Genomic DNA, 24,736 nt, shown 5'->3' on the forward strand with positions numbered 1-24,736 from the left:
GCAAAGCGAAATGCGGTAGCTTTTTCAAAAGGTGCTGGCGGCAAGCCGCGAAAGACATGGAGCAAGGGCTAACAAATGCTGCCAAAGGACAAAAAACCGCTCCACAATTTTTTTCCTGTACTGGCAGGCGTAATAAGGAATGTAGAATTTGGCTATGGATGCACAATTAATAGTTATTGGTGGTTTACCCGGTACAGGCAAAACAACCTTATCAAAGGCTTTGTCAAAGCGTTTGGAGCTTCCCGTATTTTCAAAAGATGAACTTGAAGCAGCAGTAAGTAGAGCAGAGATCGCTTCGAATAGGCAAATGAATGGTGTTGGTTACGAGTTGATGGACACTATTGCACACGCACACATCGATAGTTGTAGATCTGTAATTTTTGATTTCATTGCTTCTAAAAATCGCATAATCGAGTGCTGGCCTTCGTTGCTTTCTATGCCAGTCAAATATATTGAATGCATTTGTAGTGATGAAAGTAGGCATCAAGAGCGTATCTTATCGAGAGAACGAGGGATTAAAGGCTGGTATGAACTAAGTTGGGAGGATGTTGCTCAAATCAAAGCAATCTATAACCCATACACTTCAGAACGGCTTATTTTAGATACTGCCGCAGAATTAGATAAAAATATAAAGCTAGCTCTAAAATATATCGATAGTTAGAAAAGCATATAACAAAAAGTTATAGATAGATTCCATGCGCTTGCTGATTCGCATACGTCCTAGCTTCGAGATTGAAATTCGATACTTAAAACTAATTTATGTTCATCGCATTCCTCCGGTGTTTTTAAGTTTGTTCGTTAATAGGTATTCCCCAAAAGCAGTTTATTCAAAGCGGGTACTATAGTGCGTAAGAGCTAGCTAACTTCTGTCAAATTCTGCACGACCTTGTTTGGCGTAACTCGAAGCCGTCCAAAAATGAGTCATAGTGCAATAGGACTATGCGAGTGCTAATACTGAAGTTTTAAATTAATCGTCAATCAGGATGAGGGTTTTCTCGATACTCGTTGTATACGACATTTATCAACCAAACATAACGTTCAATAACGTACAAACCCCTTTCAGCTGCTTCTAAAGTTCAAAAAACACTTACCCAGAAATCTGAAAACCAATGTGTGTTCACACTCGCAACTATTGGTGATGAATTAGATAAGATAAAACGTAGCTATTAAATTAGGCATCCTTAATATATTAACCATCATGCTCTATTGTTATAGGTAATAAAAGAAGCAATTTTCTTTAAAACGCTTTTATACTTTCTGATAGGTGATTTATGATTATTACCCTTAACTGACTCCTGAGGTATTGCTTGATTAAAAATGTCGGCATGAAAATGAACGCTATGATAGCCCGGTAACAATGAAACTAAATTTGCGATGATACTGACAAAATTCGGCGCTCCTGCACAGAAAACTGTTTTATTATTCAAGTGAGGAATGATTGCAGACAAGTACTGTAATTTTATTTCTTTTTCAGATAATGCCGAGCTGTTCGGTTTTTTTTTCGTTCTGTATTCTATGACACTGAAGATTAGAATAGTTATTTTCTAGCATCTGAATCGCATCATTATCGTAAAAATCAGAGTTATTTCTGACGAACAAAATTAGAATTACTTCGCGTTCAGGCTCATGTTTTAGTGCTTCAACAGCAATACACTTGATTGGCGAGAAACCAACTCCTGCACAAATCAGAACTAACGAGTGATGATTTGGCGCATTATTTAAAGTAGCTATGCCATAAGGACCTGAAAGTGCTACCTTTTGCCCGATATCATTTAGGTTGTTAAGATGGCACGAAACGACACCTTTATCGAAAATACGAATATGGAACTCAAATTTGCGATTCGTTTCGTCACATGATGCTATGGAGTAGGATCGCTTAGGCAAACCATCAAATGACATATCAACATATTGCCCGGGCTCGAAGTACATCTGCTCGTCGGTTTCCACGCACAATATAAGAACATCGTTTCCACGCCGATTAATGCTTCTGATTGTAGCAACACGACTTTCACTGATCCGCTGAGCCTGCTCGACATCAACTATTTTTTTTGAAACGGACTGTATCTCTACATTATATTTTATCTCTATGTCACTGGCTGGGTTAGCACTGCACGTGAGAATGTAGTTTCGTTGCTTTTCATCAGATGTAAGGCCGCTATCCATGCTACGTGTGCCAGTAGCAGAGCCCGAGACAAGTTTTACCTTACATTCACCACAGTTGCCATTCCTACACTCATAAGGTGCCGGATAGCCAAATGCAATCAGTGAATCGAGCACGCTTCCACCAAGATCAGTAAAAACATATGTGTTACTAGAATCGATTACTTTGATTTTGTATTTACTCATTGGATACAGCCTTTACAAACAAAGGATATGTCGTCGCGTGACAAAAGAGAGCAGCGCTAGTTAGATAAAAATGCGCTAACTTAGTAACGCTATGTGCTGACGCGTTTTCTGTCAGTAATTGTCAATTTGATGACTGCGACTGTACCGAGTAACCAAAATATTATTGCGACAATGTGAACAAACATAAAGATGTTGAGGGTCAGCGAGTAATCATAGCCTTTTGAATTAGGGTTTCCCGTTACCTCATAAAATCGTCCTTGATGAATATCTTCCCAGAAGTCACTGGTGAATTCGCCAACATTTAGCACCTCTCCAGTGGCCGCATCAATCTGGGCCCGCGTACCGACATAACGTTTTGTTCGCAGCGAAATAATGCCCTCATTGGGATACGTATATACACGCCAGATATGCTTTGGCTTACTGATACCAAACTCTGAATTATCAAGAGCAATTTTGATTGCCTCATTATAAGTAACGGTGGGTATAGTTGATGAGCCAGTTACTGATGCAAGGCTACCCCCTGCAGCACCGGGGTATGCACCTTGAACATCGCGCCATTGCAACATAACACCTGAATACGTGACTACAAGATAAGGAATCGCAACAATCAGAGACAGATAAAAATGGTAATCAAGACAAAAACGCATCAGGTTAAATGGTGCTTTTGTTTTCACCGTATCTTGCATGTTTTCAGCTATTATCTTTTCAGCTATTTTGCGTCTCTTGTAGTTTTTGACTTTTTCGATCGTTGTAGTAACGGATAGCCAAGCACCAGAAACAGTCAGGAAAAAAGTTAAGATTGCCAGTATTAGGAAAAATATTAATGTGGCTTCCCCAAATGCACTGCCTGAATGCCATCCTCCAATACGGTCATTCCACCTTTGGTTATGACTGAGCACCTCCCCTGTTTGGGTATCAACCTGAACTTCATACCAGTCATATGTCCTCGCTTTTACAATGCCATTTTTCATTCGCATATCTAGAAGCAAAATATCACTCCAAGTATCGACATTTGCTTCAGGCACTGACTTTACTGCAGCAAGAATGCGGTCATGACTAATAGTCGGGTTATATTCCTTGAAACCGACACCGTTTAATGTGGGGGGTTGAATCCAATCAACTGGCTTTCTGAGTTGAAGAAAAATTCCAGTTGCTATTTTGAAGATAAAATAAATAGCGATAACTAGCGCAATCCATTTATGACTCCAACGAAAGAAGTCTGTTATTTTCCTCATATTAACTACCTAGCATAATTGATAAAAATTATTTATATTTTAGATGTGATAGATTATATTTATATATTCACCAAATCTATTGGTTATAATCCATGACTGTATCAATACATTAATATACAAAAAATTTTTTTACAATATGCAACACAAAATCTCTGATGATAATATTTTAAAAAATTAATATGGAAAATGTAATAAAAGAATTATATATTCATTACTATGAGTATAGTTTGATATTTTTTTGATTTAAAATGTATATTTTAAGTTGGATTACTTTTCATTAACGATTTTTATTAAGCACAAAGGAGTTAAAATCATGGTAAAAAAACCAGAAGGAAAATTTATAGAGCAGAGGTTAGATCTATTTATAAACTGTTAATAATAGTTGGAGAGAGGATAAATAAAATTGTAGCAACAGCCATTCCCCTGTCAGTAGCTAATATGAAAGAATTTCAAACCAAAACCTTCGCCAGACATCTAACGCTAGCGAATCTCGTAGCATTTTTTGAAGTTTCTTGCATTAATAAGCCAGAGACAAAACCCAGACTTTGTTTACTTGAACTTGAAAAGGTTAAAATTATGCTGGATCATATTCATGATAAAGCATGGGTAACAGATAGCCTGCTACCCAAAATATAAAACAGACCGTACTTGGCCAAAACACATTAGTTATTATTATCAAGCATCAAATTGGGTGAGTGACCTTACCAGCTCGTTTGTGTCCAAGTTTACGCAAGCTTGTCTGGCATAACTCAAAACCGCCCAAGCACTCCTTTCAAAATACGACTTTGCGTAGCAATAAGGCAAAGTTCGCCATCAGACTTGATTTTCTATGACTATTCATACTACCTTATTTGTATACACAAATACTGGTAAGCACTATGTCCAACACGCCAAGATTCCAGCAAATCAAAACCTATATACAAAAGAAAATAGATGCAAAAGAATGGCCTGTTGGCAGCCGGATCCCTACTGAGGCTGAACTTTGTGAACTCTTTTCTGTCAGCAGGATGACGGTAAACAAAGCGGTTAGGGATTTGGTGAATCAAGGCAGATTGGAGCGCACGCCAAGACTCGGCACCTTCGTCTGTCAAAGTAAGGCAGAGTCACCATTGATGGACATCAGAAACATTGCAGATGAAATTCAGGAGCGTGGCCACAAACACCACAGTGAGGTCGTTCTTCAGAAACAAATCATTGCGCCTGATGATGTTTCAATGCGTCTTGGCATGATGCTTGGCAGTGAGGTATTCAAAACCGAAATTGTCCACTATGAAGACGACAACGCAATCCAAGTTGAAGTCAGGTGGGTAAACCCAGATTGCGCGAGGCAGTATTTAGAGCAGGATTTCAATCATATAACGCCCCACCAATATCTGATGGAAGCATGCCCGCTCAGTACCATTGAACACACGGTCGAAGCTATTTTACCTCCGGACAATATTGCAAGATTACTGAATATTACGCCGAAAACGCCTTGCCTATTGCTCCATCGCCGAACATGGAGTGGGCAGCAACTTATCAGCTCCGCCCTCCTCTATCATCCCGGCGACCGCTACAAATTGAGCGCAAGGATGAATGTTCTCGACTGACTTCGTACTACGCGTTTAAAAACAACAAAAAGGCCCCACTTTGGGGCCTTTTGATATTTACAAGTACATAATTCTGTCATTTAAGCTTTTAAAGAGCATAAAAAAATGAAAGATGCGCGGTTAAGCAACATAACCGACCAACTTTTGCGCGATGGCCATCCTTGTTTACAACCAGTATCACGTCTTTGCATCACCAGGTCTTGATATTTACTTTATATTTGTCTATACATTTGTATAGACATAAAGGTGAGTGTCAAAATTGATGAAACGGATATTTACAGACTGCCGCGTTGTTGCCATGGACAGCCCGGTTAATGACATTGATGGTTATCAGGTCAAAGAGCATTGCAATATTGCTGTCGAAAACGGTGTTATCACTGCTGTAGGTGAGAATCTCACCACAGAAGGGTATAACGAGGTCGTATCTCTGCATGGACGACTCGTTACCCCCGGGCTTATCGACAGCCACACCCATTTGGTATATGCCGGTGATCGTGCTGCTGAATTTGAGATGCGCCTAAATGGCGTTCCTTATGAGGAAATCTCACGTCGTGGTGGTGGTATCTTGTCGACGGTCAAAGCCACTCGACAAGCCAGCGAGCAGGAATTAACTGATCTGGCCATTCCGAGAGCTAAAGCGTTAATGCGTGACGGCGTCACAACCATTGAAATTAAAAGTGGTTATGGCCTGACACTAGACGATGAGCTGAAAATGCTGCGAGCAGCGCGGAATGTGGCAAAAGCACTCGATGTGAATATCACGACGACCCTGCTTGGCGCACACGCTATTCCACCCGAATACCAAGGCCATAGCGATGATTACGTAGATTTAGTCTGCGAACAAATGATCCCTGCGGCCGTTGCTGAAAACCTGGCAGACGCCGTCGATGTTTTCTGTGAATCTATTGCGTTTACGCCCGCACAATGTGGCAGGGTCTTTGAAGCCGCTCAGGCTCACGGTCTTAAAATTAAAGGCCACACTGAACAACTAACTAATCAGGGTGGTAGTGCTCTCGCCGCACGTATGGGCGCAACATCTGTGGAACATGTTGAGTACATCGATATGGTTGGTGTTGAGACACTAGCCAAGCATGATACGGTCGCGACACTCTTGCCCGGTGCATTTTATTTCCTGCGTGAAACGCAAAAGCCACCGATCAATTTGTTCCGTAAGAACGGCGTACCAATGGCACTGGCTACGGATTTCAACCCCGGCACCTCACCCTTTGCCAGCTTAACCATGATGATGAACATGGGCTCAACGCTGTTTGGGCTGACGCCAAAAGAAAACCTCTATGGCGTTACTCGCCATGCCGCTCAGGCACTTGGACTTCACAACAAAGGCCAAATTGCCGCGGGCTTTGACGCTGATTTCGCTGTGTGGGATCTAAATGAACCTGCGCAGCTGAGCTACCAGATTGGACTGCCATCTTTGCATGCGCGTTATCTCAAAGGTGAAAGGAGCTGTGACCTATGAGTATCGACCTTTCAGTATGGACGGGGCGTAACGATCCGGAAGACGGAGAACTTGGCTCAAGACTGCACAACAAAGTGCAATCAGCCGAAGAAGCAACACATCCCGGCACCATGATTCTCGGTTTTGCCTGTGATGAAGCGTTGCCCGCAACAAAGGCCGTGTCGGCGCATACAATGGACCGGCAGAAGTAAGAAAAGCACTGGCAAATCTCGCCTGGCACCATCATGGCTATGTTTATGATGGTGGTGATACCCGTTGTGATGACCATGACTTAGCTAAGTCACAACGCATTCTTGCTGCAGATATCAGTGAAGCACTGCGCCAACAACACTTCCCTATCATCATTGGTGGAGGTCATGAAGTGGCATGGGCGTCGTTTCAGGGATTAGCCAATCATTTGCAGCAAAAAGGCACAGAAAAGGTACCTCGCGTCGGAATCATCAATTTCGATGCCCATTTCGACCTGAGAACGCCAAGCGGTGACAGCGCCCATGGCAGTTCAGGTACACCTTTCGCTCAGGTCGCGGAGTATTGTCACAACCGTCAATGGCCTTTCGAATATGCCTGCCTTGGTGTGAGCCGGACATCCAACACAGAAGCCCTTTTCAAAAAGGCAGATGATCTCGATGTGCTGACGGTTGAAGATGTTGATTTCAACGAGCGAAACCTTGAAGAGATCATTGCTAAGCTAGATGCCTTCATTGAACGTTGTGACTGGCTTTACCTCACCATTGACCTCGACGTATTCCCAGCATCGGCGGCTCCCGGCGTATCAGCACCCGCACCACACGGTGTGACCTACCCGCTGGTGGAAGCAATGCTACCAAGAATTCTTAACGCGAAAAACGCAGATGGCGACAGAAAAATCCGCCTCGCCGACATCGCGGAGTACAACCCAAGATTTGATATTGACGGACATACTGCCCGCTTGGCTGCGCGCCTCATCTGGACTATTGCGCGCAACCTTCCGGCATTTCACGAACAACAAGGAGTTATCTGATGACAGACTCACGTCTGGATACCACAAGGACGATCAAAGCACCTACAGGTACCAAGCTGAATGCGAAATCATGGTTGACAGAAGCACCGCTTCGCATGCTGATGAACAATCTCCACCCTGATGTTGCTGAACACCCGCATTCTCTCGTGGTATATGGCGGCATCGGCCGCGCAGCACGTAACTGGGAAAGTTACGACAAGATTGTTGAAGTTTTGAAGCGCCTTGAAGATGACCAGACTCTGCTGGTTCAATCAGGTAAACCTGTTGGTGTATTCCCGACGCACAAAGATGCACCGCGTGTACTTATTGCTAACTCTAACCTGGTTCCACACTGGGCAAACTGGGAGCACTTTAACGAGCTGGATAAACAAGGTCTGGCGATGTACGGCCAGATGACTGCGGGCAGTTGGATTTACATCGGCTCTCAGGGCATCGTTCAGGGTACTTATGAAACCTTCGTAGCCGTTGCTAAAAAGCACTTTGAGGGCGATGCATCAGGACGCTGGATCTTAACCGGTGGTCTTGGTGGCATGGGTGGCGCACAGCCATTGGCTGGCACCATGGCGGGCTTCTCAATGATTGCCGTTGAGTGTGACGAAAGCCGTATCGACTACCGTCTGCGCACTGGCTATGTCGACAAAAAAGCGACATCTCTCGACGAAGCACTGGAGATGCTGCAAGAGTCACTGGACAATAAAACGCCAATTTCCATCGGCCTTCTGGGCAATGCTGCTGATATTTTCCCGGAGCTGGTTAACCGTGGAATCACACCAGATGTAGTGACTGACCAAACGTCCGCGCACGACCCACTGAATGGCTACCTGCCGCAAGGCTGGAGCATGGAAGCGGCCGCTGATAAGCGTAAAAAAGACGAAGCTGGCGTTGTTTCTGCCGCTAAAGCCGCGATGGCAGTTCAAGTTCGCGCCATGCTAACGCTGCAACAACGTGGCGCAGCAACACTGGATTACGGCAACAACATCCGCCAAATGGCACTTGAGACTGGCGTTGAAGATGCATTCGACTTCCCGGGCTTTGTACCTGCTTATATTCGCCCACTGTTCTGTGAAGGCATCGGTCCGTTCCGATGGGCTGCACTGTCAGGTGACCCAGAAGATATCTACAAAACCGATCAGAAAGTCAAAGAGCTGATCCCGGACAACCCACACCTGCACAACTGGCTGGATATGGCGCGTGAGCGCATTCAATTCCAAGGTCTGCCTGCGCGTATTTGTTGGGTTGGTTTGAAAGACCGTGCACGCCTTGCACTGGCATTCAACGAAATGGTTAAAAACGGTGAGTTGAAAGCGCCAATCGTTATAGGCCGTGATCACCTTGATTCGGGTTCAGTGGCCAGCCCTAACCGCGAAACTGAAGGCATGCTAGACGGCTCTGACGCAGTATCAGACTGGCCGCTATTGAACGCACTGTTGAACACAGCGTCTGGTGCGACGTGGGTTTCTTTACACCACGGCGGTGGTGTTGGCATGGGCTTCTCACAACATTCAGGTGTGGTTATCGTTTGTGATGGTACTGACGATGCTGCGAAACGTGTGGGCCGTGTACTTCATAACGACCCGGCGACAGGCGTAATGCGCCATGCTGATGCAGGCTACGATATCGCAGTGAACTGCGCCAAAGAGCAAAACCTGGATTTGCCTTTGCTAGACCTGCCTAACACTCCGGTAAACAAGTAAGGAAGCGACATGTATTCATTAAGTATTCAACCCGGCAAACTTACCCTGAGCCAACTGCGTCAGGTAAGTCGCCAACCTGTTCATGTCACTTTCGCAGATGGTGTTGAAGACACCATGCAAGCGAGCATCGATACTGTTGCCCGCGTACTGGACGAAGGCCGTGTGGTTTACGGCATTAACACCGGCTTTGGCCTACTGGCAAACACCCGTATCGATCGCGAAGATCTTGAGACACTGCAGAAAAGTATTGTCCTGTCTCATGCTGCAGGCATTGGAGAGTTCATGTCAGACGATACTGTTCGCCTGATGATGGTATTAAAAATCAATGGTCTTGCTCGTGGTTTCTCAGGCCTGCGCTACTCAGTCGTTCAAGCACTGGCGACATTGATAAACGCAGAAGTGTATCCATGTATTCCGAAAAAAGGCTCTGTTGGCGCATCGGGTGACCTTGCTCCCCTCGCCACATGAGCACTGTGCTTCTTGGTGAAGGTCAGGCGCGCCATAAAGGCGAAATCGTTTCAGGTGCCGAAGCGCTGAAAATCGCTGGACTGTCGCCAATTACTTTGGGCCCGAAAGAAGGCCTAGCCCTTCTTAACGGTACACAAGCTTCTACAGCATTTGCTCTTGAAGGCCTGTTTGCAGCGGAAGACCTTTTCGCTTCTGCAACCGTGTGTGGTGCGCTGTCTGTTGAAGCAGCGCTCGGAAGTCGTCGTCCATTTGACGCGCGTATTCACGAAGTGCGTGGTCACCAAACACAAATGGATGCAGCGGCTGCTTACCGTCACCTGCTGGAAAATGACAGTGAAATTGGCCAAAGTCATCAATGCTGCGAGAAAGTACAAGACCCTTATTCACTGCGTTGCCAACCGCAGGTGATGGGTGCATGTCTTGAGCAAATTCGTTCAGCGTCGGCTGTGCTTCAAGTTGAAGCCAATGCTGTGTCAGATAACCCACTGGTGTTCTCTGATGACAACGACATTATCTCAGGCGGTAACTTCCACGCTGAGCCAGTTGCCATGGCTGCGGATAACCTCGCGCTGGCAATCGCTGAAATTGGTAGCCTTTCAGAGCGTCGCATGGCACTGCTGATTGACAGCGGTCTGAGTAAACTGCCTCCGTTTCTTGTTGATAATGGCGGCGTAAACAGTGGCTTTATGATCGCACAGGTCACTTCTGCTGCACTGGCAAGCGAAAACAAATCACTGGCACACCCAGCGTCTGTTGATAGCCTACCAACATCAGCGAACCAAGAAGACCACGTATCAATGGCAACGTTTGCAGGCCGTCGTCTTGGCGAAATGGGTGAGAATACTCGCGGAATTTTGGCTGTTGAGCTTCTGGCGGCTTGTCAGGGAATCGATTTCCGCGCACCGTTGAAATCTTCCGCCAAACTGGAAGATGCTAAAGCATCACTCCGCGAGCGTGTCGATTTCTATGACAAAGACCGCTACTTCGCGCCAGATATTGAAAAAGCAGACCAACTGTTAAAAGAAGCGGTGTATAACAATCTTATGCCGACAGCACTTCTGCCTAGCGTAGACGTATAAGTCATAAAGCCTTATTTGTCGCTAAGTCCATGTAAATAAAGGCCTCTTTTAGAGGGGCTTTTTGTTTATAGAAGACAAAACAAAGCGCTATACGGAAAAACTAACAACCCGATTCCAATTCTCGCGACGTTTCAGAATGCTGTCTTTGGGCTACTATTTGATTAGTCCCTAAATATTAAGTTGCTGGGCGGGAGTAGATAATGTGGCAGTCCTTGTCTCTTCAGCTGTCTGATATAATTGGCCAGTCCTTTACAATCGTTGAGAAAACCCCGGTTGACGGTGGTGATATCAATGAGTGTTACACCATCACCGATGGCACCAACCGATTTTTCGTCAAAGTCAACGACCGAGCTAACCTCTCAGTGTTTGAGTCTGAAGCGGAAAGCCTGAGACATTTAGCAATCTGCGGAGAGATAAATGTCCCCAAGGTAGTCTTCATTGGTGCAGTCAAAGACCACGCCGTTCTTGTTCTGAATTTTCTTGCCTTGAAGCATCTTGATACCGACAGCGCTTACCAACTTGGCCGCCAGCTGGCGCAACAACATCAGTGGGGAGAGCAGCTAGAGTATGGCTTTGATATCGATAATTACGTCGGTACGACAGTTCAACCCAATAACTGGCATCGAAAGTGGAATGTGTTTTTCTCGGAGCAGCGTATCAGTTGGCAGTTGCAACTGGCGGCAGAAAGGGGCATTCATTTTGGTAATGTCGACAGTATTACTGGGCGAATTAAAGAGCGCCTTTCCGGCCATCAACCAAAACCTTGCCTCCTCCACGGCGATTTATGGTTAGGTAATACGGGTTTATCTGTCCTTGGCCCCATATTTTTTGATCCTGCCAGTTATTGGGGTGACAGAGAAACAGATGTCGCCATGACTGAACTCTTTGGCCGTTTCCCCGATAGCTTTTACACTGGTTACAATGAAGTGTGGCCGCTGGAGCACGATTACGCTGAGCGGAAAGAAATATACAACCTTTACCATATATTGAATCATGCACTTATTTTTGGTGGACAATATATCAGCGATGCAGAAGATATACTTGATGCGTTGGGACTTAATTAATCTTCTATTAAATATCTCGAACACCGCATATCAATCACATTCGGAATATTATTAATATTTCGAACTGCAGCGTATTTATCAGCCTTTCCTTATTTTCATATCAAAGACATCGACTCAATATTAATACTGGTACGAAGAAAGCACCAGTTTACCCCTTAGGTGCAAAATAATTTGTATACAGTGAATAGTAGATACGTCAAAACGCTGGGCACACGGCATGTTAAAGACGAAATTCAAACCAATCGAAGCCACTTAGAAAAGATAGAATCACGTGCCAGCGTTAGAGGATTGAGGCCGCTCACAAACTAAAATTTAGTAAAACCTGTGCGGCTTAAATACCCCTCAGATACTAGTGGATTGATACATAAAGAGTATTTTTCAGTCAGGTTACGTCGCGTCGTAAATTAAGATGAATAACTTCGCAACCATAAACATAACTCTAACATCAAGCTTATAATTGGTTTTTTACACTATTAAGTTTCGTAAATGAGAAGGACTTCTTTTAACTGGTTAAAAAAAAGAAAGCTGCTATGTTTGGTAATTAACAGAGATTGAGTTTTCAAATATGAAAATATAATCAATGTCACTTATTAGGAATATTACGTGCCAATAAACCGTGGAACATCCGGTTTTGCCATTATTTTTTAGATAGAAATATGTTTGTTTCCTAGTATAAACATCAGTCACCTGCCTAACACATCCGATGTGTTAAACGTGGCTATGTTACTTGGCTAAGTTATGAGGATTGGACAATGCAAAATTTCACAGAAAAGCGAATTGACTGCCCTCATTGTGGGCATACTTTTCGTATGACGCTGGATGTCAGTGGTGGGGATCAAGAGTTTTATGATGACTGTCCGGTATGTTGCAATGCCATTCACCTAAGCTTGAAAGTGGATAACCAACACAAAACCATTAGCCTGTACGTTGATGCAGACGACGAGCAGGTATTTTAAGAAAACACCTCCCAACCAGGAGGTGTAGAGTGTGATAAGCCTGATAGACCAAGTTGAGCGGTTGTTTGTTGTAATAGACGCTGTGTTTTAGAAGAGGTTAAGCCTTAGCAGCAAGCATTCGCTCCACTGTATCAACAACAGCCTGAGTCTGCGGATCAACCTCAATATTCACCACGTCTCCCTTTCCTTTCCAACCAAGGTTTGTTCTCGCCAGTGTTTCTGGAATTAAATTGACGCAAAATTTGCTCTCTGACACATCACCAATTGTCAGGCTGATACCATCAATACCGATATAGCCTTTATCAAAGACATACTTGGTGATTTTCTCTGGCACTTCAAACCAAATCTGACGATTGTTTTCGGTAATAATGACATCGACGATATCGGCGACACACATGATGTGACCAGACATGCTATGGCCGCCAATTTCATCACCGAATTTCGCTGCACGTTCAATATTAACCTTATCACCCACATCAAGAGCGCCAAGATTGGTCAGATTCAGCGTTGCCTGCATCAGATCGAACCAGACGCGGTTACCATCCACTTTTGTCACCGTGAGGCAGCAACCGTTATGCGCCACAGATGCACCGAGTTCAATGCCTTTACACCACGCGTCTTCAAATTCCAGCACATGCGTCTGAAAGTTCTCTTTTTTAATGATATCCACAACAGGTGCGGTGCCTTGCACAATGCCAGTAAACATGATGCTCCTTATGAACCAGTCAGAGACAATGACGACAGCAGATAAACTCTTGTCATCAATAGATTGAAAACATTACGTAATTGATTGGATAAGGTATCAATCAGCCTTGATGGTGACAAGGGAGCGTTTCACTCCCTTTGAGTGGTTTTGTTACTAGGCTTTGATGAACCGTGCTCTGAACTGACGCCCCTTCAGTTTGCCATTTTGTAACTGTTTCAACGCTTTATTGGCAACAGAGTGACTCACTGCGACATACGCACTCATCGGAAACAGGTTTATCTTGCCGATTGCTTTGCCATCAATGCCACCCTCTTTTGTCAAGGAGCCGAGAATATCACCCGCGCGCACTTTCTGCTTCTTACCGCCCGCAATCTGAATGGTTTTCATCGGCGCCTTCATTGGCACTGCTGAGCTAGGCTTTGCTGGGCAGCTCTCAGTCGTAATGGTTGCGTCGAGTTCATCTTCGATGAGCGCCACACGATAGCCATCTTTTTCGCCGACAAAACTGAATGCTTTACCTTTGCTGCCCGCTCGGCCCGTGCGTCCGATTCGGTGAACATGCACTTCAGGGTCGCGTGATAATTCAAAGTTAAATACAGCATCAAGATTTTCGACATCCAGCCCACGAGCTGCGACATCCGTTGCCACCAAAAGAGACACACTTTTGTTTGCGAACATCACTAACGCCTGATCACGGTCTCGCTGCTCCATGTCACCATGTAAAGCAATAACACTGTACCCTTTGTAGGCAAGTTCATCTTCGACCATTTGCACGTCTTTTTTGGTGTTACAGAAGATAACCGACGACTCAGGCTGATGAATAGCAAGCAACGCTTCGAGACCATCAAGGCGATCGTCGAGGTTGTTAGCGGAATAAAACGTCTGCGCAATCGAACCTAGCGAGTGCGTTGACTCTACTTTCACCATTTCTGGATCGCACATAATGTCACTGGCGATAGATTGAATAGTTTTCGGAAACGTCGCACTGAATAGGAGGGTCTGACGCTGTTTCGGCGCTTCTGAAATGATGCTTTCTAATGCATCCTGAAAGCCCATATCCAGCATGCGATCTGCTTCATCAAGCACCAATGTGTTGAGTTCTGAGAGATCGATTCGCCCTTTCGATAAGTGATCAAGAATGCGTCCCGGCGTCCCCACTAAAATGTGCGCACCGTGTTCCAATGAGCCAATCTGAGGTCCCATCGGCATACCACCGCACAGCGTGAGAACTTTGATATTATGAATACCGCGTGCCAATGTGCGTACTTCGTTGGCAACTTGGTCAGCAAGCTCACGCGTTGGACACAAAATCAGAGATTGCACACGGAAGCGTTTTGCATTCAAGTTAGACAATACACCGAGGCTAAAGGCTGCGGTCTTCCCCGACCCTGTTTTACCCTGACCGATAACATCTTTTCCTGAAAGGATAAGGGGCAGTGATTGCTGTTGTATGGCGGTCATTTCTTTATAGCCAAGATCATTCAGCGTATTAAGAAGTGCAGGGTTCAGCGATATAGAAGTAAATGAAGCAGTCACAGTTTTCGGCCTTACAGGAAAATGGGCTGGTATTATGCGTGATTATGGCTCAGATACCACTAAAGATTACGCTCAAAAGAACATTCATGTAAACCTCTATGACTTTCACGCCACTGTATAGACGTGACAGTCCTCCGAGCAGCCGATATCGGCATCGATTTTCTTTTATTTTGTTTTGCGCTGTTGATACTATCCGCAATCTAAAACTATTCTTCTAAATGTGACTGTTCATCACCTCTTAAAGCACTTCTCTGTCACTTACGCTCGCTGACATGTCACTGTGCCCGCTGGCAAAATTCGCGACTCAGAAACATTTAAGATGTAGACAGATCCAGCTGTCCCGGAGTTGTCATTGCAAAATTATCGTCAGGAAGCGGCGTCAATTATTAAATTAGGCACGCCAGTTCTTATTGCTCAGCTTGCGCAAACAGGCATGGGCTTCGTAGATACCGTTATGGCCGGAGGTGTGAGCCCTACCGACATGGCCGCTGTTGCCGTTGCATCCAGTATTTGGTTCCCTACCGTGTTATTTGGTATCGGCGTACTGCTAGCATGGTGCCGATCATTTCTCAACTCAATGGCTCAGGCCGTACCGAGAAGATCCCGTTCCAGCTTCATCAAGGTATTTACCTTTCTATCATAATCGCTTTGCCCATGATGATTTTGCTGGCCAACACAGATGCATTGATTTTGTACATGGACATTGAACCCGCCATGACAGAAAAGATCATCGGTTACATGCATGCCGTGCTCTGGGGCGCGCCAGCCGTTCTACTGTTTCAGGTGCTTCGAAACCTGTGTGAAGGCGTATCGATGACAGTACCCGCGATGGTGATTGGGTTCGGAGGCTGATTGCCAACGTGCACTCAACTGGATTTTCGTTTATGGCGAATTGGGCGCACCCGCACTTGGCGGCGTGGGGTGTGGCGTCGCAACAGCATCGTTTACTGGCTGATGACCTTTGCCATGCTGTTTTACATATTGAAAAACAAAAAGCTGGAAAAACTCGACCTATTCTCTCACTTCAATCGCATCGACCGAAAAGCACAAATGCGGATCGTCAAACTCGGTTTGCCTGTTGCAGGCTCGCTGTTCTTTGAAGTGACCATGTTCTCATTGGTTGCCTTACTGATTGCGCCATTAGGGTCAGACGTGGTGGCTGCGCATCAGGTGGCAATCAACTTCTCATCTTTGGTCTTTATGGTTCCGCTCAGTTTATCGATGGCGGTCAGTATCCGCGTTGGACACCAACTCGGTGAGAAAAGTACCCTCGGTGCAGGTAATTCCGCCAAACTCGGTATTTACATTGGGATGTTCTGTTCCGTATTTACGGCGCTGATCACCATTGTCTTCCGTGAGCAAATTATTGACCTGTATACCGACAACCATGAAGTCGGCGTCATTGCCGCGCACCTTTTGATTCTGGCGGCGATTTTCCAATGCACTGATGCGATTCAAGCCGTTGCTGCTGGTGCATTACGTGGCTATAAAGATACCCGTGCTATTTTCTATCTCACGCTGGTGTCTTATTGGTTTATCGGGGTGCCGACAGGTTATGTGCTGGGTATGACAAACCTCATCACTGAGCCTTCTGGCGCACACGGTTTTTGGATTGGTTTGATTGTTGGCTTGAGCGTTGCGGCAGTATTGCTAGGTATGCGTCTTGTTTGGATCCGCCGTCAGTCAACGGAGTTTCAGTTGGCGTTAGCAGAGAGATAAACCGCTAACAGTCTCTATCAAACAGACAGTCAAACTCAAAGAAAAGGCGCAATTCAACGGCGCCTTTTTGAATCTTCACGATAACGAAAAAGCTTTTCTAAAGTTTGACGGCGTCATGCCCTTGGTTTCTTTGAAGTGGCGGTTAAAGTTCGACAAGTTTGCAAACCCTGCATTCTGCGCCACCCAAGAAACGGGTTTCTGAGATTGAATCAACATCTCACACGCCTTTCCAACTCGGAAGTTTTTCAGGTGCTCAGCAAAACTCTCTGAAAAATTACGTTCAAACAAACGATAAACAGAGCTTTCGCTCATGTGCAGATGACGGCACAGGTCAGCAATTTGTATCCTCTGCTGATAGTGGTTCTCTATGTATGTTCTTGCTAGCTCTACCCTGTCGGCATGCCCGTCAGAAGCACCTGCCTCCGAATAACCGTACTGAATGCTGGTCAAAGCTTTACTCTCTTTGTCTTCTGCCAATAAGAGCAGGATATCTACAAGCACTGAAAACTGGCGCGCAGGTGACTGCTGACTGGGGTTTTGCACCATCAACTGAGCTACTTTATTCACGCAAGCCGGGCTAAAACCGAGACCTTTCGACGACTTACCCAACATAGGTTTTAACGTGGTGAGCGCAGGAATAGTCTCAATGACACGCTCAACCCACGCGGGGGAAAACCAGAGAATGTAGGTTTCTATACCACGTTGAGAATCAGGGTTGACCTTACCCATGATCATATGTGGCAGACCTGGCCCGTAAAGCAACATGGTATTGTGTGAAGGTTCACCAATGAAGTCGCCAGCAAAGATATTACCACTGAACAAACTGTCAGGGTCTTGATAGAGCACCAGCTCATACTCATTGTGATAATGCCAACCGCTGCACTTTACATCACGCTTCGAATCTGCAGAGCGTGTCTTCCAATCAAATTTGGCAAAACGCCAGCTGAAGTCGTCTTCACTACTGATATTTTCAATACTTAATTTCATGAATGGAGCTTTGGCCTGTCACGCTGTTGAATGTCAGTCATCATCTAACAAATCAACGTCACCTTCTAGTATTCCACCAATTGAGAATCCAATTTTGAATGAATTTCATCAAAAGAAGACGGATGATTATCACAACACTTGTCTCTAAAGAAATACGATACACACCACTGAGACATTCCCTTTCTAATTCGACCGGAGACACCGTGAAAATAAGCGCTACCTTTTTAGCATTTATCTTTATTTGTTTTTTCTGTGGCCTATCTGGTGCTTCATGGTGCCGCTGTTGTCACTCTATTTGTCAGAAGCGTTAAACGCCGAACCGCTGATGGTAAGCCTTTTTCTTGGGCTCTCATTAACCAGTGGCGTGCTCGTATCACAACATTTGGCAAAACTTTCTGACAAAGGCGTGTCGCGGAAAAAACTGATCGCCACAGGCTTGTTCTGCTCCATGATTGCCTCAAGCGTTTTTGCAATCACTCGCGAGTATTATGTGGCGATTGCTGTCTCTGTGCTGGTGCTTTCATTTTCGGCTGTTACTTTGCCACAGGTATTCGCCTTAATCCGTGAATATGCCGATCAGCAAAAAGACACTGACACGACACTGATGATGACGTCGACCCGTGCTTGTATTGCTCTGGCCTGGGTGTGTGGGCCGCCATTGGCGTTTATTTGTCATGATGCTTACGGGTTTAACGTTACCTTCTTTATTTCCGCATTCATTAGCTTAATGACAATAGTACTGGCGTTAACCATGCTGCCGGACATGAGGGTCAAACAAGATGCGGCAGCGACAACAGAGAACAGCCAAACAGAAGTACCACTGACACCTTGGTATAAAATCCCTGCAGTGTTGTTTTTCAGTGTTGCTGTGCTGTTAATGTTCTTTGCCAACAACCTCTATTTGATCAGTATGCCGCTCTACATGACGCAAGAAATGGGCGAGTCCTCTTCTTGGGTAGGTAAACTGTTCGGGCTAGCCGCGTTTATGGAAATACCCATCATGATTGGTGGTGGTTATCTGGTGAAGTATTTCGGTGCGCGACGCATGGTAGCCTTCGGTGTAATGAGTGGCATGTTGTTCTTCCTTTCAATGTCACAAACGACCGAGATATGGCAAATGCTGGTGCTTCAGGTGCTAAATGGTATTTACATCGGTACCACTGCAACTCTGGGTATGGTGCTTCTGCAAGACATGATGCCAAAACAACGCGGTGTCGCGACGACGCTATTCAGTAACGGTATCCAACTCGGCAACCTCACTGCCAGCCTTGCGCTGGGTGTAATTGGCGAATTCGTTAACTATCATTTTGCGTTTTACTTGTGTGCTGGCGCGGCCATGCTCTCGTTGGCATTTATCGTCATTCCTACCTTGTTAACTAAACGCAAAAACCTCGCTCCGATAACGCAGTAAACCTTTTCTGGCAGAGTCCGATCTGACTCTGCCAGCCTCTGATACATCAAGCAATCCATCATATCTACTTGATAAACCGCCAGAGTGTAGCGGTTTAAATCGCAATTCGAATATACTTCGTAATATCAGATATCTAAAATAATCAGGCACCATTTGTTATGCGAATTTGGGTATGTATTTGCGCTGTTCTATTGCTCGGCTGTAGACCCGGCAACGAAACGACGGATCTCTTTGAGACTTATCAACAACGGCTTGCCAATGTGGTTGATGCTGATACCAGCCCCCTTCCCGAGTCTGACAAAGTTCAGTTACCGAGAAAGCGCGAGCTTATCCAGCCTATTGAAGATGTCACCTTCGGTTTGCTAGATGCGTATGACCTGCGTAAGTGCGGTCTTTTCCAACTCATCGCTGAAAGAAACTCAGTACTGGGAAAAATCCAAGACCCGTTTAGGCAGCTTGATTACGAAGTCAGCTTTCTTACCAAGCCAATAGCTGCCTGAACGATATCGAAAGCCCGGAGATAAAATCATTATTGACAGAAGCCATCAGCGTCAAAAGCCGACAACTTCCCACACGATACTGGAACGCCATTGGCGGCAGCGATGCTTGGAACAAACAACTGGGTTTGCCCGTCAACATGATATCGATAAAAAATGTGGTCCCCGATTCGAACGTAACCTCAGCAATCAACGCGTTTGCTGACATCCCTAACGCAACAACAGGTCAACTGACCATCACACCTTGGCAAGAGACCATAGAGAAACAAAAGATGCTCGGGGCACTGTTTTTCTCTCTCGATGAAAGTCGTCGGTGGTTAACAGCCACCACCCAACAACTGAGAGAAAACGACAAGAAAATACTTTGCGGAAGAAACATTAACCAGACAAAAGCGAAATATCTCAGAAACATCTTCGATGAATTCTACGTCGACCAAATTCAGCCTTACCTGGCATCGCTCGATAACATGTATCAAGACATCTCACCCTCTTTGAGGCAGATTGCAGAATATTCAGACACGCCAAGTGCGTTCAACGACTATCAAACTGCCTATTTTGAAGGTAAACATTACCAACTGTACAAAAAAGCGGTAAAAGACCATGTCATCTATTGGCGCGAGTTGTTTGAACGCTGCAACATGCGTATTGGGCAATAATCACCAGTTAAAAAACAACCAGTTGAAATCTGACAACAAGAAGCACAGCCCTAAATTTTCGATAGAAATGCTCAAATTACAGACTCACTGAACAGCATTTCACCAAACAGACACGAAAGTGCAAAAAATTCGGATTTGGCGCTTGCACCCTCACAGGCTTGCCGCTACTATTCATCCCGCTTTCGAGAGAAACAAAGCGTAATACGACCGTAGCTCAGTTGGTTAGAGCACCACCTTGACATGGTGGGGGTCGGTGGTTCGAATCCACTCGGTCGTACCAATTCTTGTCCCAAGAATCATTCCCTCGCTCAAACCAATTTCCTATACCTAAATATAAAAATAAATTCATATATTTCAATTAGTTAACCCTTTATATCTACAACTCAGCACCCTATTATCCTCACAGCTTACACCTGCTTTTTATATATGAATTTTCATATATCTAGCCTGACTACCACCTAGAATTGGCGTTTTGGTCACCATTGTGACCACGCGGTGACCAATTTCATGTTGGTATCGAGAAGATTAGACAAGGAACTGGCACGTTTTTAGTTAAGGAATGGATGCTTAAATTTGATGAAAATCACTAAGACAATGCTGTATTAGACCGTCCGTAAAAAAGCGCATTAGACATCAGATCAAGATTTTTATTCGGAGGTTCAACGTCATTAAGTTTCTCGTAGAACTCACCACTCCCCCACCAATAGTCTGCTTTTTACCCCCCTTACCTGCAGTCCCATTGCCTCAAAAACTGCTTCAAAGTCATTGCATCCTGCAGGCACAATGGGTAACGACATTTCGGCTTCACTAAAAAAGCTTTGCTTATCCAAATCACTCTGCCAACCAATTGCCAGAAGTCGATAATCCTGCTTTTTGCATCCACCAGCCTTATTGCTGTTGGTACCCGGTCACTTTTTTGCTGGTTCTCCTTTACAGTAGCAGGCAGTAAATTCCAGCGGTCATTGTTTGGCCAATAAGCAAAAGGTAAGCAATGGTCAACATGGTAGTTGTCAGTGAGTTTCTTGCCACTCCATACGCTCTGATCCCATCCATCTTCCGCGCGCAATAGGTCTATCCGCTTTCTAGCATGGGCCGTATCATGCTCAACATCAATCCATACAAGGCAGTCATAGTAACTCTGCAGTGATATATTGCGTTCACGGTTAAGCTCGTATCTCTTCATTTCAGTGACCCACTGATTAACCACCAAAGGTTCAATCCAACTGTGATACACCTTTAAACAATCCCAAAGACTTTCATCTAAAACAAACTGGCCAAACGCGCCGAGAAAGTCCTGATTAATAAAAATACTGTCCTTATTTTTGTGCGGAGTTCTTTCCATTTGAAATACGGGATTCGTTTTGTTCCCTTGATAAATATGTTTTACAGGACCATCTTTGATGGTCGTAAGCGTATCCCTTATGGCCTTTTGAATCGCCTTCGCTTCTCTCCCAACAAACAGGCTGCCAATAGAGAGATCTTCTGGCGCTAAATGCTTTAAGCGCGCCCAACCGTCAGCCGACACAAAACCTAATCCCTTATTAGTATTGCTGTTCTGCTGTATACCATGTCCGCCACCAAAGTCTCTATCGAGAAGTCGCTTGTACTGGCGTATCCAATACAAGGCGACCAAGCCGAGAGGCAATGAGACTTTATTGTCCGAGCGATCCAGAACAGCGCCCGGATGGGCATCGGCAATTCTTAGTAACGTTCGAAGAAGCGCTAATTTATAGGTAGATGATTTATTGTCGTTAACAATAACATGACGAACTTTGAGTAAGTCTCCGCTGCCATCATCAGGTAGAGAGAGAACAAGTGTCTGCCATTGAATGTCTTTTCGACCCAATGCATCGCTTTCAATGTTTGTTTTCAGGCGCACCTTCAGTGCATGGTCTTTTGCTAATTGCTCTATTTCTTCGCTGGAAACAGCGTAGTTCGATCTCTTGGCGTCAAAGTCACCAAACCGTAATGTGATAACCAGCTTTCCATTAGCCGCCAACAAATTAGCGAGCTTTCTGAACGCACGTTTCCTGTCACTAGGTGGTAAATGCATCCATACGGCCGACAAAACAATAAAGTCAAAGCGCAAACTGAGTTGATTGATCGTTCTTAGCTCTGGCAAGGTATCGCCGAGCCATACGACATCTTGGTCATCCGTCTGAGTTTGGCCAAAAGCACGCAAGCCTTCTGCTGGCTCAATAGCGTAAACACAACACCCTCGCTTGGCATACCAGAGCGCATCGCGACCACTACCCGCCCCAATATCAAGAACATGGCAATTATCCATATCAGGAGACGGCCAAAACGCCTCCCAACTCTTGTGTACCTGTTCAAAAGAGACGGATTGATACTGAGCGTTAAATTGATCAGCGTGTTGATTGTAGTGTTGGATGGTTTTGTTCATTGATTGATAACTGCAATTACTAGCATGGTGAATATACTGGATTTCGATCAATTTGTCTGACGATGTAGACGTTGATTATTAACGTCCCACAAAATTGCGAGACGTTCGTGATCACTTTGAAGGGCAATCTGTTCTTGTAAAAACCAGCCAAATCCATACATAGTTTCAATGAATGTTATAACGCTTTAACTACTTGTATGTATGAAAGTGTAAGAACTATAGTCAGTGTCATTTAATGACTTGGAAGCAAGTTTTCTAAACCCTGATAATCAACAAATTCCACGCCTGATGCCACTGCTATCACTCGATTCTTACGGCTTAAGCGTTTTGCATTGGTCATGAACACAAACTTTGCATCATCTATTGCCTTCTGCTCCCGAACACCAAAGCTTGTCAAAAATCAGGGGCATAACGCTCGGATTTCTACGATCAACGCTCTATGTGTCTTTTTCAACTGCAAGGTTGAAGATGTGAGCGAGTATGTTCTGGGTGAGTACATACAATTTGTAGGCGGCTAAAGTTCAAGCACCAACCGTTGAGAGCCAAGAACGAGACCTGTACGAAGCGATTTGAAACCACCAATCAAGATAAACCGATATCTAAAGGAAATATGGGCTCTTCAGGCATAATTATTTTACTTTTATCAGTACTAACTATCTCGAACGGCAATACCCAAAGAGACAGCTTGTCACTGAACTTAAAACACCCTTTGATTGGCTTCGAAAAAAGCTCGGTTTTTGGATATAGCAAAGCTAAGTTTCCGCTGCCACTAAGGTATTTCTGCCCGTAAGCGAACATCTGATAAAAGTCAGCCTGAGATAAATCAAAGTTATTAATACTTTTCGAGTCGATTCGTTTCCATTTGGTATCAAGTATACAGATTGGTTTGCCATCTTTTTCAATCATCAAGTCGGGTTTCAGGGTGAACAAATCACGCTGATTATTGGTTTCAACATGATGTGTCACCAACTTCTCAGCACGAGTCTGAGTGCGAAGTGAAAAACCATTTTGAAGCTGGTCTTGCAGTGTTTTCGCTACAAAGGCTTCAAATACCGATTCCATAGGGAACAGAAGAGATGGCGCCTCTGCTTGCCCCTTCATACTGATTGGTGAAGAACCAGCTAGAATTAGCCTTGCCCACGCAAGTGAAGGTTGATAATACGCCATACCTCGATCGAGACGGATGCTATCAAAGTCTTGCTTTGGCGAGATGCTTGCTGGTACCTCATCAAAGGCAAATTGCAGTTCTCGCAACAACTTTTGGTTTAGATGATCACGGGTATACCCCTGAATACGCTGTATGGCGGTTTTCAACAAGCGGTTTACCGGACGGTTCTGCACATACTCGTCAAACTCGCAATAAAAGCGGTGCTTCAGCACACTGTTGTGCCGAAGTTGGCCTGCCATATTGAGTTTGCCTTTTTTCACCAACAAGTTGTCTTGTTGGCGCACATAGTCACTGCGTAACCCTCGCTTCACCACATGATTGACCGCTTTAAGAAACTGGCTGATAAAAATCTCAAGCAGCGGCATATTGAGGGTTTTCTGACCTACATTTTCAAGCTGGATATGACGGAACTCGCCCAAGGTCTGAAGCATTTTCAGCAGCGTCTGTCTAGCCTCCTCCTCACTTTGTTGGTCTTTACCCGTTTTTGGTAATACCTCAATATGCCGGCCGGACGGTACAAAAATAACTCCAGCATAGTTTTTAACCTGTAACAGACGGCAACCGCCTTTGAAGCGCGGCTGTATTAGCTTGTTAAAATAGGCGTCACCTTCAGTCAGACAACGCTTTTCCAAGTATTCAAAATCCCCCTTGGGGATTGTTGTGTATTGTTTTTTGGTGTGATTAGCTTCGTCATCAGAGCAGAGATAACCAAACTCAAAAACAGTTGGATTGGTACTCGCCATC

13 protein-coding genes, 1 tRNA gene and 5 pseudogenes are annotated in these 24,736 nt (G+C 44.9%); 12 read left to right on the forward strand and 7 right to left on the reverse strand.

The window, feature by feature from the left end; all coding sequences use genetic code 11:
- Positions 1-154 precede the first annotated feature (154 nt).
- Positions 155-661, forward strand: coding sequence for an AAA family ATPase (locus CS022_RS20035; RefSeq protein WP_129123735.1), 507 nt, complete (start codon positions 155-157; stop codon positions 659-661).
- An 809-nt stretch (positions 662-1,470) separates the two neighbouring features.
- On the opposite strand, the gene CS022_RS20040 is transcribed toward CS022_RS20035, so the two are convergent.
- Positions 1,471-2,346 carry an FAD-binding oxidoreductase gene (locus CS022_RS20040; RefSeq protein WP_129123736.1) on the reverse strand — a complete coding sequence of 292 codons (876 nt, stop codon included), beginning with the start codon at positions 2,344-2,346 and terminating at the stop codon, positions 1,471-1,473.
- 89 nt (positions 2,347-2,435) lie between these two features.
- Positions 2,436-3,581, reverse strand: coding sequence for a PepSY-associated TM helix domain-containing protein (locus tag CS022_RS20045; protein WP_129123737.1), 1,146 nt, complete (start codon positions 3,579-3,581; stop codon positions 2,436-2,438).
- An 878-nt stretch (positions 3,582-4,459) separates the two neighbouring features.
- Between CS022_RS20045 and hutC the strand changes: the two genes are divergently transcribed.
- The 7 genes and pseudogenes from hutC (at position 4,460) to CS022_RS20080 (ending at position 12,908) form a co-directional block, all read left to right on the forward strand.
- Positions 4,460-5,170: a histidine utilization repressor gene (gene hutC / locus CS022_RS20050; RefSeq protein ID WP_129123738.1), complete on the forward strand. Its 711-nt coding sequence runs from the start codon at positions 4,460-4,462 to the stop codon at positions 5,168-5,170.
- Between the two features lie 262 nt (positions 5,171-5,432).
- A complete protein-coding gene (hutI, locus tag CS022_RS20055; RefSeq protein ID WP_129123739.1) occupies positions 5,433-6,647 on the forward strand; it encodes an imidazolonepropionase in 1,215 nt (404 codons plus the stop codon).
- Positions 6,644-7,647, forward strand: a pseudogene (gene hutG / locus CS022_RS20060) (formimidoylglutamase). Before hutI ends, hutG begins: the two are co-directional and overlap by 4 nt.
- Entirely contained in the window at positions 7,647-9,341 is a 1,695-nt protein-coding gene (gene hutU / locus CS022_RS20065) for a urocanate hydratase (protein ID WP_129123740.1), read from the forward strand. Before hutG ends, hutU begins: the two are co-directional and overlap by 1 nt.
- A gap of 9 nt (positions 9,342-9,350) precedes the next feature.
- Positions 9,351-10,888, forward strand: a pseudogene (hutH, locus tag CS022_RS20070) (histidine ammonia-lyase).
- 200 nt (positions 10,889-11,088) lie between these two features.
- Entirely contained in the window at positions 11,089-11,952 is an 864-nt protein-coding gene (locus CS022_RS20075) for a fructosamine kinase family protein (protein WP_129123741.1), read from the forward strand.
- A gap of 752 nt (positions 11,953-12,704) precedes the next feature.
- Positions 12,705-12,908: a CPXCG motif-containing cysteine-rich protein gene (locus CS022_RS20080; RefSeq protein ID WP_129123742.1), complete on the forward strand. Its 204-nt coding sequence runs from the start codon at positions 12,705-12,707 to the stop codon at positions 12,906-12,908.
- A 97-nt stretch (positions 12,909-13,005) separates the two neighbouring features.
- Here CS022_RS20080 and CS022_RS20085 read toward each other — a convergent pair whose 3' ends face one another.
- Both CS022_RS20085 and dbpA read right to left on the reverse strand, forming a co-directional pair.
- Positions 13,006-13,614 carry a riboflavin synthase subunit alpha gene (locus tag CS022_RS20085; RefSeq protein ID WP_129123743.1) on the reverse strand — a complete coding sequence of 203 codons (609 nt, stop codon included), beginning with the start codon at positions 13,612-13,614 and terminating at the stop codon, positions 13,006-13,008.
- Between the two features lie 153 nt (positions 13,615-13,767).
- Positions 13,768-15,150 (reverse strand): ATP-dependent RNA helicase DbpA, encoded by a 1,383-nt coding sequence (gene dbpA / locus CS022_RS20090; protein WP_129123744.1) that lies wholly within the window; start codon positions 15,148-15,150, stop codon positions 13,768-13,770.
- A 352-nt stretch (positions 15,151-15,502) separates the two neighbouring features.
- Here dbpA and CS022_RS20095 point away from each other — a divergent pair.
- A pseudogene (locus CS022_RS20095) lies at positions 15,503-16,869 on the forward strand (MATE family efflux transporter).
- Positions 16,870-16,944: 75 nt separating this feature from the next.
- On the opposite strand, the gene CS022_RS20100 reads toward CS022_RS20095, so the two are convergent.
- Positions 16,945-17,856, reverse strand: coding sequence for a helix-turn-helix domain-containing protein (locus CS022_RS20100; RefSeq protein ID WP_129123745.1), 912 nt, complete (start codon positions 17,854-17,856; stop codon positions 16,945-16,947).
- A 241-nt stretch (positions 17,857-18,097) separates the two neighbouring features.
- On the opposite strand from CS022_RS20100, the gene CS022_RS20105 reads away from it, so the two are divergent.
- The 3 genes and pseudogenes from CS022_RS20105 (at position 18,098) to CS022_RS20120 (ending at position 20,700) form a co-directional block, all read left to right on the forward strand.
- The gene (locus CS022_RS20105) at positions 18,098-19,267 is read left to right on the forward strand and encodes a sugar efflux transporter (RefSeq protein ID WP_161569692.1); all 1,170 of its coding nucleotides are present in this window, start codon (positions 18,098-18,100) and stop codon (positions 19,265-19,267) included.
- Between the two features lie 158 nt (positions 19,268-19,425).
- Positions 19,426-20,420 (forward strand): annotated as a pseudogene (locus CS022_RS20115) (DUF3080 domain-containing protein).
- A 203-nt stretch (positions 20,421-20,623) separates the two neighbouring features.
- A tRNA-Val gene (locus tag CS022_RS20120) sits at positions 20,624-20,700 on the forward strand.
- A 406-nt stretch (positions 20,701-21,106) separates the two neighbouring features.
- Here CS022_RS20120 and CS022_RS20125 read toward each other — a convergent pair.
- A pseudogene (locus tag CS022_RS20125) lies at positions 21,107-22,824 on the reverse strand (methyltransferase domain-containing protein).
- Positions 22,825-23,406: 582 nt separating this feature from the next.
- Positions 23,407-24,735: an McrC family protein gene (locus CS022_RS20135; RefSeq protein WP_129123750.1), complete on the reverse strand. Its 1,329-nt coding sequence runs from the start codon at positions 24,733-24,735 to the stop codon at positions 23,407-23,409.
- Position 24,736 lies beyond the last annotated feature (1 nt).

The organism is Veronia nyctiphanis, from assembly GCF_004116385.1.
Lineage (GTDB): Bacteria > Pseudomonadota > Gammaproteobacteria > Enterobacterales > Vibrionaceae > Veronia > Veronia nyctiphanis.

Coding starts and splice junctions, on each gene's coding strand:
- hutI (WP_129123739.1), top strand. CDS start 5,433: ATGAAACGGATATTTACAGACTGCCGCGTTGTTGCCATGGACAGCCCG.
- CS022_RS20080 (WP_129123742.1), top strand. CDS start 12,705: ATGCAAAATTTCACAGAAAAGCGAATTGACTGCCCTCATTGTGGGCAT.
- CS022_RS20045 (WP_129123737.1), bottom strand. CDS start 3,581: ATGAGGAAAATAACAGACTTCTTTCGTTGGAGTCATAAATGGATTGCG.
- CS022_RS20100 (WP_129123745.1), bottom strand. CDS start 17,856: ATGAAATTAAGTATTGAAAATATCAGTAGTGAAGACGACTTCAGCTGG.
- CS022_RS20040 (WP_129123736.1), bottom strand. CDS start 2,346: ATGAGTAAATACAAAATCAAAGTAATCGATTCTAGTAACACATATGTT.
- CS022_RS20035 (WP_129123735.1), top strand. CDS start 155: ATGGATGCACAATTAATAGTTATTGGTGGTTTACCCGGTACAGGCAAA.
- CS022_RS20085 (WP_129123743.1), bottom strand. CDS start 13,614: ATGTTTACTGGCATTGTGCAAGGCACCGCACCTGTTGTGGATATCATT.
- CS022_RS20135 (WP_129123750.1), bottom strand. CDS start 24,735: ATGGCGAGTACCAATCCAACTGTTTTTGAGTTTGGTTATCTCTGCTCT.
- hutU (WP_129123740.1), top strand. CDS start 7,647: ATGACAGACTCACGTCTGGATACCACAAGGACGATCAAAGCACCTACA.
- CS022_RS20075 (WP_129123741.1), top strand. CDS start 11,089: ATGTGGCAGTCCTTGTCTCTTCAGCTGTCTGATATAATTGGCCAGTCC.
- hutC (WP_129123738.1), top strand. CDS start 4,460: ATGTCCAACACGCCAAGATTCCAGCAAATCAAAACCTATATACAAAAG.